The sequence below is a fragment of the Hymenobacter terricola genome (assembly GCF_017921975.2).
Classification (GTDB): domain Bacteria; phylum Bacteroidota; class Bacteroidia; order Cytophagales; family Hymenobacteraceae; genus Hymenobacter; species Hymenobacter terricola.
Map to the genome: position 1 here is coordinate 201,257 of NZ_JAGEMO020000007.1, position 12,814 is coordinate 214,070.

Consider the following 12,814-nt stretch of genomic DNA (forward strand, 5'->3'; position numbering starts at 1 on the left):
ACGGCCGCAATTTCGAGTTAATGCCGGGCATTCATTGGGGAAGGCATTCCTGCCAGCATCTCGGCAACAGCTCCCCTGGCCTCCTGTGTGCCCAACTACTGCGTTGCTTTTGGCCTGACCGATGAGCTACATTTGCCCGCTTCAGAAGCTACTCAAGCGGCCCTGGAAAGTGGGCTACTATCAGCACACTTGTTTAACATAATAAATAAATGGCTTAAAATATGCCCTGATTCGCCAAATCGCGGGTTTTGGTCTTTATTGATAAAAGTTTTTCTGGCCACGGCTTGATAGTTCGCTTCCGGTCCGAACTTACCGGCATGAAAAACCGCTCCTTCCTTTTTCCACTCGCGGCGCTAGTGCTTTGCCTGGGTTTTGCACCCGCCGCCCAGGCCCAGCGCGCCCAGCACGAGTTGCAAATCACGCCCGCCACTGCCGCCTGGGGCTACTACGATGCCGCCGCGCCGCCCGTGCTGCGCATCAAATCCGGCGAAACCGTGACCGTCCACACGCTCATCACCTCCACTCCTGCCCGGCTGGAGGGCGCGGGCGTAGCACCGGCCCAGGTAGAGCCCGCCCTGCGCGACATCACCGAGCACGTCACTAATAAAGGGCCGGGCGGGCACATCCTCACCGGCCCCATTTTCGTGGAGGGTGCCGAGCCCGGCGATGTGCTGGAAGTGCGCATTCAAGCCATCAAACTGGCCATTGCCTACGCCTACAATGCTTTTGGGGCCAAAAGCGGCTTCATCCCGGAAGATTTTGGCTACGCCAAGATGCGCGTCATCCCGCTCGACGAGAAGAAGATGGTGGCGCATTTTCTGCCCGGCATTGACGTGCCGCTGCGGCCATTTTTTGGGAGCATGGGCGTGGCCCCGCCGGCCGCTTCGGGCCGTATCAACAGCGCGCCGCCCGGCATTCACGGCGGCAACCTGGATAATAAGGAATTGGTGGCCGGCACCACGCTGTATTTGCCGGTGCACGCGGCCGGGGCGCTGTTTTTTGTGGGCGACGGCCACGCCGGGCAAGGCAACGGCGAAGTCGATATCACGGCCCTCGAAACCTCGCTCACCGGCACGCTGCAGTTCATTGTGCGCAAGGATTTGCACCAGACCTGGCCCCGCGCCGAAACGCCCACCGCCTACATCAGCATGGGCCTGAACGGGGATTTGACCCTGGCCGCCAAGGACGCGGTGCGCGAAATGATTGCCTTCCTGGTAGCCGAAAAGCACCTCAGCCGCGACGACGCCTACATGCTGTGCAGCGTGGCCGGCGACCTCGACGTGACCCAGGTGGTGGACGGCACGCGCGGGGCGCACATGCTGATGCCCAAGAGCATTTTCGGAAAAGTGAAGCCGGAAAAAAGCAAGTAACCGGAGAAAAAGCAAATAAAAGAACGTCATGCTGAGCTTGCCGAAGCATCTCTACCGCGAGAGTAAATAATTACTTCTCCGGTAGAGATGCTTCGGCAAGCTCAGCATGACGTTCTTTTATTTCTTGGCCGAAAACAAAAAATCCAATATCTTCGTCTACTACGCGCTACTATCGACTTATCTTCTTGCTATGATACAAAAGACTCTACTTTTCTTCGTGTTGCTGAGCGGCTCTTTTGTAGCCCGTGCCCAAGTCGACACGGTGCGGGCCAGCACCCTGCCCGGCCCGCAGCTGGCCGAGAAAGCCTACAACAGCGGCCTCGCCAGCTTCAACGCCCAGCGCTACCCGGCCGCGTTGCGCAGCTTCGACCAGGCCATTATGGCCAAGCCCGATTTTGCGGCCGCCTACACCAACCGCGCCGCTACCCGCTACGAGCTGAAAGAGTACCCGCAAGCCGTGGCCGACTACGACCAGGCCCTGAAGCTGGAGCCCGGCAGCTACGCCGGATTTTTTGGCCGGGGCCGCGCCCAAGAGGCCCAAAACCATGTTAACGAGGCTGACCAGGACTATTCCGAAGCCCTGAAAGCCAAGGCCGACTACGCCCCGGCCTGGTACAACCGCGGCGTGCTGCGCTTCGAAAAAGGCGACTACCAGGCCGCCCGAGACGATTTCGACGGCGCCATCAAGGCCGACCCGAAAATGGCCTACGCCTACCACGACCGCGGCAGCGCCAACGAGAAGCTCAGCAACTACCCCGCCGCCGCTCAGGACTACACCCAGGCCCTGGCCTTGCAGCCGGATTTGCTGCCCGCTCTGCTGAACCGCGCCACCGCCGAGCGCCGCAGCAGCCAGTTGCCCCAGGCCCTGAAGGATTACGACGCCTACATCGCCAAAAAAGCCGACAACCCGCTGGCCTTCAACAACCGGGGCAGCGCCCGCTTCGAAAACAAGGATTACGCCGGTGCCATCGCCGATTTCAGCCAGGCCATCAAGCTCGACGCGGCCTACGCCTACGCCTGGAACAACCGCGCCGCCGCCCAGCTCAAGCTGGAGAAATACGCCGAAGCCGCCGCCGATGCCTCCGAGGCCATCAAGCTGAAACCCGAGTACGCCGAGGCCTACCTCAATCGCGGCCACGCCCGCGAAATGCTCCGCCAGGCCGATGAGGCCTGCCAGGACTGGCGCAAAGCCGCCGCGCTGGGCATTGCCGTGGGCAACAACTACGCCGCCGCTGCTGGCTGCGCGGGCGAGGCGGCCGAGTAAATCGGCAGTCAATTGTTTTATACAGCACGTCATGCTGAGCGCAGCCGAAGCATCGCTACCGCGCAAGTAATCAAGACTCTTGCAACGAAGCGATAGAGATGCTTCGGCTGCGCTCAGCATGACCGTTGACTTATCCTACATTCTTATCACTTCACTGCGATGCCCTTCCTCAATCGCCTGCTATTCCTCCTGCTACTCGCCGGCGCCGCCCTACCGGCCGCCGCGCAAAGCACGGCCTTCACCAAAGACAACTTTGGCGACAATAAAGACGGGCTGAAAGACGCCCTGCGCGAGCTGAAAGCCGGCGACGAAGAGTACCGCGCCGACCCGCCGCGCTACGCCCAGGCGCTGCCGCACTTTTTGGCGGCGCAGGAATTTAACCCAAACAACGCCGCGCTGAACGTGAAAATCGGCGACTGCTACCTCAACTCGGCCACCAAAACCGCCGCGCTGCCCTACCTGCAAAAAGCCGCCCGGCTCGATGCCACCGCCGATGCCCGCACCCACTACCTGCTGGCCCGCGCCCTGCACCTGAGCGCCAAGTGGAACGAGGCCATTGCCGAATACCAAAAGGCCCAGCCCGTGGGCAGCAACACCCGCAACGGCGACGCGCAAACCCTCACGGCCAACGACTTGCAGCGCCGCATCCTGGAGTGCCGCAACGGCCTGAAGCTCATGGCCCACCCCACGCGCGTGTTCATCGACAACGCCGGGTCGGAACTGAACTCGTCGGCTTCCGACTACGGCCCGGTGGTGTCGGCCGATGAAGCCACCATCTTCATCACCTCGCGCCGCGAGGGCTCGACGGGCGGCAAAAAGGACCCCGAGGGCAACGGTTTTTTCGAAGACATTTACCAGGCTACCTGGCGCGGCAAGGCCTGGAGCAAGGCCACCAACCTGGGCGCGCCCGTGAACACCGACGACCACAACGCCACCGTGGGCCTCACGCCCGACGGCCAGCGCATGCTGGTGTACGTGGGCACCAACGGCGGCGACTTCCTCGAAACCACCCTCGGGGGCAGCGCCTGGGACAAGCCCCACCGGCTCAACAGCCGCATTAACACCAACAGCCACGAAACCTCGGCCAGCTACTCGCCCGATGGCCGCTACCTGTATTTCGTGAGCGACCGGGCCGGCGGCGCGGGCGGCTCCGACATCTACAAAGTGGATTTGGAGGGGAAAAACAACCCCGTGAGCCTGGGTTCCACCATCAACACGGCGTATGGCGAAGAAGGCGTTTTTATGCAGCCCGATGGCAAAACTATGTTCTTTTCCTCGGAAGGCCACAACTCGATGGGCGGCTACGACATCTTCAAATCGGTGCTGGAGAACGGCAAATGGAGCGAGCCCGAAAACCTGGGCTGGCCCATCAACACGCCCGATGATGACGTGTTTTTCGTGACCTCGGCGTCGGGCCGGCACGGCTACTACAGCAGCGACCGGCCCGGTGGGCTCGGGGCTAAAGACATTTACCGCATCACCTTCCTCGGCCCCGAAAAACAGCCGCTGCTGAGCGAGGAGGACCAATTGCTGGCCTCGCGCCTGGCCCCGGTGAAGCAAACCGTGCTGGCGCCCGCCGTGGCCGTGGCCACCGCCCAGGTCACCATCCTCAAAGGCACCGTGACGGACGATGCCACCCACCAGCCGCTCGAAGCCGCCATCGACCTGATTGACAACACCAGCGGCCAGACCATTGCCAACTTCCGCAGCAACGCCACCTCGGGCAAGTACCTCGTCAGCCTGCCCTCGGGCACCAACTACGGCATTGTGGTGCGGCAGGAAGGCTACCTGTTTCACTCCGAAAACTTCGACCTGCCCGCCGGCGCGGCCTACGCCGAAGTGGTGAAGGACATTCCGCTGAAGCGCCTGGAAATCGGCACCACCATCGTGCTGCGCAACATTTTCTTCGACACCGGCAAGGCCACCCTGCGCCCCGAAAGCACCGCCGAGCTGGAGCGCCTGCAAAAGCTCCTGGTTGAAACGCCCGCCCTGAAGCTCGAAATGGCCGGCCACACCGACGACGTGGGCGAAGCCGCCATGAACCAGGACCTCAGCCAGCGCCGGGCCCAGGCCGTGGTCACCTACCTCACGCAGCACGGCATCGCGGCGGCCCGCCTCACTGCCATGGGCTACGGCGAAACCAAGCCGGAAGTGCCCAACACTTCCAGGCTCAACCGCCAGCTCAACCGCCGCACCGAGTTTAAGGTCACGGCCAAGTAGCGGCTTGTCGCACAGGGCGCAAACGGGTGGTTGGATGCAGTGAGGAAGCCGCTAGGAGTGAATGCCGAGTAGTTTTATCGTCAAATTGTCAGCATAACCTGCCATAACCCCACCTCCGAGAACCGAAACCCCACCTCCGAGGGCCGGTTTCGGTTCTTCGAGGGCCGGTTTCGGTTCTCGGAGGGCCGGTTTCGGTTCTCGGAGGGCCGGTTTCGGTTCTTCGAGGGCCGGTTTCGGTTCTCGGAGGGCCGGTTTCGGTTCTTCGAGGGCCGGTTTCGGTTCTAGGAGCATCCAAACCGGACTTCCGGAGCACCGGCACCCGGCGGCCACGCTACAATCGAGAAAAACTTCAATTTCAACGGGCCACGCCCGTCAATAATCGTAAATCCGGCCCGCCGCCACACGGCCCGCTCTACCTTGCAGCGTCAACCAACTGCCCGACCGGGCGGCCGGCTTTTCCTGCTTGAAAATACTTCTCCACTTTCTTTACACCCGGCGGCTGGGCCTGCTGCTGGCACTGCTCGGGCTGCTGCTGTTCTGGGCGCAGCCCGCCGGCGCCCAGCAGGCCTACCTGCGCCAGTTTGGGCCCACGGAAGGGTTTCAGCCGCCCTTCGTGTACGCGCTGCTTCAGGACCGGCAGGGCTACCTCTGGCTGGGCACCGGCGAGGGCCTGGTGCGCTACGACGGTAGCCACTTCAGCACCTTCACCAAAAAAGACGGGCTGGCCCAGGACTTTGTGGTGTCGCTGCGCGAAGACGCCGACGGCCGGCTCTGGGTGGGCCACTATCAGGGCGGTATTTCGGTAAAAAGAGTGGCCGCTGGTCCCTTCGCGCCCGCCGCCCAAGCCACCGTGCCCGCCGCCCTGCACCTGCCCGCCAACGGGGCGCCCCCGGTCGACAGCGCCGCCATTGGCCGCTACCTGCGTCGCTACCACCTGCACCTGCCCGCCGGCACCGTGCCCACCTGCCTCCTCGAAGACCGCGAAGGCAACGCCTGGCTGGGAACCGCCGGCCAGGGCCTGTGGCGGCATTCGGACCGCTACCTGCGGCTGGACTACGCCAAAAACTGGGACGTTTCGGCGGTGCCGGCGCTGGCCACGGTCGACAAACCCGCCAAAACCGAGGCCTGGGCCACTTCGTTTGGCAACCAGTTTTTTCAGCTGAAGCCGGCCACGCTCACGCCGCAGGTTTTCGGCAATCCTCGTTTGGCGCCGCTGCCGTTGGGCAACACTTCGGTAGCGGTGCTGCTGGCCCGGCCCGGCGGCTTCTGGCTGGGCACGGCGGCCGGCTTGTGGGCTACCACCGGCTTTGCTACGCCCGCCCGCCTCGCCCGCCGTCTCCCCGCCGGCCTGGCCATCACCGCCCTGGCCCAGGCCCCGCGGCAAGGCCTCTGGATGGGCACCGCCGCCGATGGCCTCTACCTGCTGCCCTCCGATACCTCGCTGGCCGTGCGCCACTTCACCACCGCCAATGGGCTGCTGCACAACACCATCACGGCCCTGCTGGCCGACCATGCCGGCCGCGTGTGGGTGGGCACCCACGGCACCGGCCTGGCCGTGTACGAGCCCGCCCTCCGCAAATTCACCTACCACCGCCTCACCGCTACTGGCCTCGACGTCAGCAGCTTCGCCGAAGACTCCGATGGCCGCCTCTGGATTGGGACGGAAGGCCAGGGCATTTTCTGCCGTCAGCCCACTGGCCGGTGGCAGCACTTCGATACGGCCAACGGGCTGCCGTCCAACTACACCTCCGGCCTGCACCTGCTGCCCGCCATTTCCGGCCAGCCCGAGCCGCGCCTGCTGCTGGTGCACCGCCAGGGCCTGACCGTGCTGGCGGCTCGCACGGCCCGTTTTATCCCGCTGACCACGCCCGACGACCCCCTGGTGCGCGACTGCCTGGGCCCGGCGGCCCTCAGCACCGAAACCCGGGCCCAGCCCGTGGCCTGGCTGAGTACCCGCGCCGGCCTGCTGCGTCTGGAAGTGGCGCCGGCGCTGCGGCAGCTGGCCGCCCGCCCGCCCGGCCTGGCCCTCACCAGCGCCGAAGTCGACGGCGAAATGCGCCCCGTGGCCGCGCTGGGCCGGCTCTCGGCCACCCGCCACCGCGTCAGCTTTGCCTTTCAGGGAATTAGCCTGACCACGGGCGAAGCCCTTAGCTACCAGTTTCGCCTACGGGGGCTTTCCGATGAATGGAGCCGGCCCAGCAGCGCGGGCGAGGCCCAGTTTCCCGGTCTTGATGCCGGGCGGTACGAATTTGAGGCGCGGGTGCGGCGCGGCGCGGCCGGCCCATGGAGCCCGGTGGCCACTACCAGGTTCGGCGTGGCCACCCCAATTTGGCGCACCTGGTGGTTCCGGCTGATGGCGGTGCTGGTGCTGGGCGGCCTCGCCTACGGGCTGGTGCGGTTTCGGGAGCGCACGCTGCGCCGCACCCAGTACGTGCTGGAGCGCACCGTGCGCGAGCGCACCACCGAGCTGCGCCGGCAAAAAGCCCACATCGAGGACATCAACGCCGATTTGGTGGTGGCCCGCGACGCGGCCGAGGCGTCGCGCCGGGCCAAGGCGCAGTTCCTGGCCAACATGAGCCACGAAATCCGCACGCCGATGAACGCGGTCATCGGCCTTACCAACCTGCTGCAGGCCACGCGGCCCACGCAGGAGCAGGGCGAATACCTCACGGCCATCGAGTCGTCATCGCAAAACCTGCTCGTCATTATCAACGACATCCTTGATAGCTCCAAGATGGAGGCCGGCAAGCTCTCGCTGGAGCAGGTGCCCTTCCGCCTGCCCGAGGCCGTGCGCCGGCTGTCGGCCATGTTCAAGTTTGCCACCGAGAGCAAGGGCCTGTATTTGAAGGTGCAGGTGGCCGGCAACGTGCCCGCCGCCGTGCTCGGCGACTCGGTGCGCCTCAACCAAATCCTGGTCAACCTGGTCGGCAACGCCATCAAGTTCACCCGCGCCGGGGGCGTCACCCTCACGGCCCAAGCAGTACCCCCGCCGGCTGATTCGCCCGGCCACTCCGCCACGCATGCGCTCATCCGGTTTGCGGTGCGCGACACCGGCATTGGCATTGCGACCGACAAGCTGGGGGCCATTTTCGAGGATTTTTCGCAGGCCAATACGTCCACCACGCGCGAGTTTGGCGGTACCGGCCTGGGCCTGAGCATTGCCCGCAACCTCGTGCAGCTGCACGGCGGCCAGCTCGGCGTGACCAGTGAGGAAGGCCAGGGCTCCGAGTTTTTCTTCGAAATACCCTACGAAGTGGCCGATGCCAGCGCCGCCCAGCCCGAAGCTCACGCCGGCCTGCTCGCCCCCTTTGAGCCCGCCCTGCGCGTGCTGGTAGCCGAAGACAACGCCCTCAACCAGCTGGTAGCCCGCAGAACCCTGGAAGCCTGGAACGTGCAGGTCGTAATTGCCGAAAACGGCCGCCTGGCCGTGGAAGCCGTCACCGGGGCCGCGCCGCCCTTCGACGCCGTGCTGATGGACGTGCAAATGCCCGAAATGGATGGCTACGAGGCCACCCGTCACATCCGCCGGCAGTTTCCCGACGCGAGCCAGCTGCCCATCATCGGCCTCACGGCCTCGGTGCTGCCCGAAGACCGGGTGCTGGCCCTGGTCGCCGGCATGAATGACACGCTGGCCAAACCTTTTGAGCCCGCCGTGCTATATGCCCGGCTGGCGCACTTCACCGGCCGGGCAGAATCAGGGCACGCGGAAAAGAGGCTAGAGGAGCCTGAGGGTACTGCGGCCGAGTTGACTGAGTCAACTCCCACCTTCTCAGCCCACCACCCTACTACCCTGAAACCCGACTGGCACCTATTGGAAGAGCTGGCTGGCGGCAACGAAGGCTTCCTGCGCCAAATTATCAACACCTTTCTGACCGAAGCCCCGGCCCTGGAAGCCCTGCTGGTGGCTGCCTGCCCGCACGACCCGGAACTCCTCGCCAGCACTTCCCATAAGCTGAAGGGCCAGGTCGCTTACTTTGGCGTGCCGGTGCTCCACACCCAGCTCGACGAGCTGGAGCGCGCTGCCCGCCACCCGGCCTTGCCCTACTGCGAGCCGTTGCTCGACAGTATTCGTAAGCAGCTGGCCGAGCTTTATCCGCAGCTGGAAGAACGGGCCGACACCTAATCAGCACGTACCCCGCAGGCACTGGCCAGCTTAATTTCCTATATATTCACCACTATGCCAATCAATTCTCACGCTGCTCCCCTGCGCTGCCTGGTCGTCGACGACGACCCCCTTTCGGTTCAGGTAGTGCTCAATTGCATTGCTAATACGCCGTTTCTGACGGCCACTGGCAGTTACACCAGCCCCGTCGAAGCCGCCGAAGCCCTGCGCACCGAGCCGGTTGACCTGCTGTTTCTGGACGTCGAAATGCCCCTGCTGTCCGGCATTGAGCTTTTGCACACCTTGCAGCACCCGCCGCTCGTTGTGCTCATCACCAGCAGCAAAGACTACGCCGTGCAGGCGTTCGAGCACGCCGTGGTTGATTACCTGGTGAAGCCCATCAGCTACGCCCGCTTCCTGCAAGCCGCCCAAAAGGCCCTCGAAATGGCCCAGCGCCCACCCGCCGGGGCCGATGCCATCGAAGCCGCCGCCCCCGGTGCCGATTTCACCTTCGTGAAAGTGGATAACAAGCTGGTCCGGGTCGGGTTCGATGAAGTGCGCTACGTCGAAGCCCTCGGCGACTACGTGCACATCGTCACCGGCACCAGCAAGCTCATCGTGTACAGCACCATGAAGGCCGTCGAGGAGAAGTTTCCCGCCAGCCGCTTTGTGCGCGTCCATCGCTCGTTCATCGTCAACATCAACCGCATTCAAGCGCTGGAAGATAATTCGGTGCTTGTCGAAGGCAAATACATTCCCGTCGGCCAAACCTACTTGCGCGACGTGCTGCAACGCCTCAACAAGTTCTAACTCCCGCCCAACTTCCTGTTCCCCGATTGCTTCTTTCTGATAATCCCCTCATGCGCTTCCTCCTGACCCTTGTCCGCGGCAATTTTTCGCTATCGGCTCCAGTGCTGGTGCTTGCGGCCGGCCCCGGCGCGCATGCCCAGCAGGCCGGCGACACCACCAGCGTGCACTGCGGCCTGTCACTCGCCCGCATGCTGTGCGTCGACCTCGACGGCCAGAACGTGAAGTATATCTGGGATTTTCGCGATTTCAGGGCCGCACGGCACAGCACGTTTTTCGCCGGCCGGGCACTTATTCCGTGCGGTTGAGCATGCGCGGCTACGGCTCCAAGGCCTGCGTGGCCAGCCATTGTGTTTCGCGTGAAATCGTGGTAGAACCCTAGCCCTACGCAACGAGCAGGGCCCCGGCCGTCAGCGCATCGTGCTGGCAGTCATGACCCTGGCTCGTTATCCATCAGCTTCCCAGCTCATTTGCCACGGGCGCCCCTTCGCGCAGCAAGCCCAGCACCAGGTTCCACAGCTGCTCATAAGGGATAATTTCGACTTCGGCAAAAGCTTCGCCGGGCGGGGGCGTGTCCCGTAGCTGCTGGAACAGGGTTTTGCCCCGCTCTGCCGCCTTGGGCGCGTCGAAGTTCTTTTCTACGATAACTTGCAGAAGCCGCAAAAACAGCCGACTCCGCAGCGTCGCCGGTTCATGTAAGTGCCGCTGCTGGTACTTGCGCAGGCGTTCCAGGCGCATCAGCACGGCCTCCAGGTTGCGCTCGCGCAGGAAATAGAGCAGCTGCAGCACCAGAATGGCCACGTTGTGGCCGCGCTTGTCGCGGCTGTATTCGGGCAGTTGCAGCACCCATTGGGCCATTTGCCGCTGGCGGGCCGTGGTGAGGCGCTGCGGCGGCAGCACAAATTCGATGTAAGCCTTATATAAGTCCCACCGCTGCAGCGCCGCCTCCCGCTGGATGAGGTACGCCGGATTTTTGGTAATGAGGCTCATCAGCTGCTGCGCCCGCTCATACTGCTCGGCGTGCAACGCCAGCAACACGTGGTGCTCCTGAAAATAAAACCAGTTGCTGGACGATGGGTGGAAGTCGCGGGAATACTCCTCGGCCAGCCGCAGCCCCTGCACCGGCTGCCGGCTGCGCAAGTACGCGTAGATGCTCATAAAATGGTTGAAGCGGATATCAAACCGCCGCGCGTTGAGCTTGCCGTCGCGCAGCCGCCGCGAAGCCGCCGCCGTCACCCGGATAATTTCCTGGTAATTTCCCTGCAGCTCTTCAAAAGCCAGCCGCACCCGGTAGGTAGCACTATAAGTAGTAAAGCTGCGGGCCTTGCGGTGCAAGGCTTCGAGGTGGGCTATGCGGTCGGGCAGCAGCGGCAGCACCGTGCGGCGGGCGGCCACGGTGCCGCTCAGCGCCAGCTGCGTATCGGTGTACAGCTGCTCGGCCTCGTCTTCCCACGCCAGCACTTGCTGCGCCCGCAGCAGCACCTTCACCACTTTCTTGTATGGAATAACTTGCCGCTGCTCGGCGTACAGGTTGCGCAGCATGCGGGCGCATTGCACCGCGTATTGCGTAAACTCGCCCGTTTCGGCCAGCCGCAGGCAACGCTGTAGCAACCGCTCCGACATCTTGTATTCGCGCTCAGCGTACAGAATGCTTACTTTATGCAGCAAGTCCAGGCACTCCAGCTCGTACCGGCGCGACACCAGATGCCGCGAGTCCGAATGGTCCAGGAAATACAGCTGGTTGAGCAGTTTGGTGCGCACCCGCGACTGCAGTTTTTGCAAGGCCCGCACGTTGGCCGCCGTGGCTTTGCCATACAGTGCCTTCACCACCTGCAGTTGGGTAGCCTCGGGAGAATCGGTCAGGGCCGCGACAAATTGATTCTCCTTGTTGGCTTGGCGGCTGCGCAGGTCCAATACCGGCAAAGAAGCCAAGCTACGAGATGTCACAATTCGCGCCAAATTCGCAATTTCATTCATCTCAAAAACGGCTTATTGATGCGTTTATGGCGTTTTACCCCAAAAAGCAGGTCGTAAAAGCTACGTCACAAAAATGGGTATTGTTTCCTTTTTCCATCGGTGTCATCCCGTCAATCTTTGTATTGTGGTTTTTTATGGGCAATTCAATGGTTTGACGTCACAAATTGGTTATTTTTTCTCAAACCACTCAAAAAAAAACTCCATCTGGATGCTAATAAGGTTATTTTTTAATTCAATTTATCAATATAGTTACTATTCTCATAAAAATTATACAGGTCAACTTTAGGCAAATATTGTCCTTTTGAACAGGAGCGTGAAGCGTCAACTTTGTGTCACTCAAACATCTGACACACCTTTTAATCGCTAAGCATCATGCTAAATATCCTCGCCATCGCCCTGTTACAATTTGCTAGCCTCGCTTCTAGCGCCTCCCAAGAAAGTGTTGCTTCGAAGGCACCGGTTGTTACAATCAGCGCAGGTACGAACATGACTGCTCTTGGTGGCAGCGGCGGCTGGGGCGGGGATGTTGCTTCGCTTGGCGGCAGCGGCGGCTGGGGTGGTGACGTTGCTCTTGGCGGCAGCGGCGGTTGGGGTGGTGACGTTGCTTCGCTTGGTGGCAGCGGCGGCTGGGGCGGGGACGTGGCTGCTTTAGGTGGCAGCGGCGGCTGGGGCGGAGATGTTGCTCTTGGTGGCAGCGGCGGCTGGGGCGGAGATGTTGCTTCGCTCGGTGGCAGCGGCGGTTGGGGCGGTGACGTTGCTTCGCTCGGTGGCAGCGGCGGCTGGGGCGGGGACGTGGCTGCTTTAGGTGGCAGCGGCGGCTGGGGCGGGGATGTTGCTTCGCTTGGTGGCAGCGGCGGTTGGGGTGGCGATATCGCCGCTTAAGCAAGCGGCAAAATTTCATACCTATATTGCCTGCCCTCTGTGACAGGGCAATTTAGGTGTGCCGCGTGAAGCAAAATCCTGCAGTTGGAATATTACTCTATACAGCAATTATCTTGCTGATATTCAGCTGCACGTCTAATCCCAACAAATCGGATTCCATCCGCATTCGTTGGGTTCACGACCCCGAAACAT

At 62.6% G+C, this 12,814-nt stretch carries 8 protein-coding genes; 7 read left to right on the forward strand and 1 reads right to left on the reverse strand.

Going from position 1 to position 12,814, the window contains the following annotated elements; genetic code table 11:
• Window positions 1-317 precede the first annotated feature (317 nt).
• The 6 genes from J4G38_RS07535 (at window position 318) to J4G38_RS07560 (ending at window position 10,071) form a co-directional block, all read left to right on the forward strand.
• The gene (locus J4G38_RS07535; RefSeq protein WP_210513786.1) at window positions 318-1,370 is read left to right on the forward strand and encodes an acetamidase/formamidase family protein; all 1,053 of its coding nucleotides are present in this window, start codon (window positions 318-320) and stop codon (window positions 1,368-1,370) included.
• Between the two features lie 190 nt (window positions 1,371-1,560).
• Window positions 1,561-2,634 (forward strand): tetratricopeptide repeat protein, encoded by a 1,074-nt coding sequence (locus tag J4G38_RS07540; protein WP_210513785.1) that lies wholly within the window; start codon window positions 1,561-1,563, stop codon window positions 2,632-2,634.
• 159 nt (window positions 2,635-2,793) lie between these two features.
• Window positions 2,794-4,854: an OmpA family protein gene (locus tag J4G38_RS07545; protein WP_210513784.1), complete on the forward strand. Its 2,061-nt coding sequence runs from the start codon at window positions 2,794-2,796 to the stop codon at window positions 4,852-4,854.
• 463 nt (window positions 4,855-5,317) lie between these two features.
• Window positions 5,318-8,977, forward strand: a complete 3,660-nt coding sequence (locus tag J4G38_RS07550) for a hybrid sensor histidine kinase/response regulator (protein WP_210513783.1) — start codon at window positions 5,318-5,320, stop codon at window positions 8,975-8,977.
• Window positions 8,978-9,031: 54 nt separating this feature from the next.
• Window positions 9,032-9,766, forward strand: coding sequence for a LytR/AlgR family response regulator transcription factor (locus tag J4G38_RS07555; RefSeq protein ID WP_210513782.1), 735 nt, complete (start codon window positions 9,032-9,034; stop codon window positions 9,764-9,766).
• A 50-nt stretch (window positions 9,767-9,816) separates the two neighbouring features.
• Window positions 9,817-10,071, forward strand: coding sequence for a hypothetical protein (locus J4G38_RS07560; protein ID WP_210513781.1), 255 nt, complete (start codon window positions 9,817-9,819; stop codon window positions 10,069-10,071).
• Window positions 10,072-10,216: 145 nt separating this feature from the next.
• Here J4G38_RS07560 and J4G38_RS07565 read toward each other — a convergent pair whose 3' ends face one another.
• Window positions 10,217-11,686, reverse strand: coding sequence for a hypothetical protein (locus tag J4G38_RS07565; RefSeq protein ID WP_226163251.1), 1,470 nt, complete (start codon window positions 11,684-11,686; stop codon window positions 10,217-10,219).
• Window positions 11,687-12,112: 426 nt separating this feature from the next.
• Between J4G38_RS07565 and J4G38_RS07570 the strand changes: the two genes are divergently transcribed.
• Window positions 12,113-12,622, forward strand: a complete 510-nt coding sequence (locus tag J4G38_RS07570; protein WP_226163253.1) for a hypothetical protein — start codon at window positions 12,113-12,115, stop codon at window positions 12,620-12,622.
• The last annotated feature ends 192 nt before the right edge of the window (window positions 12,623-12,814 follow it).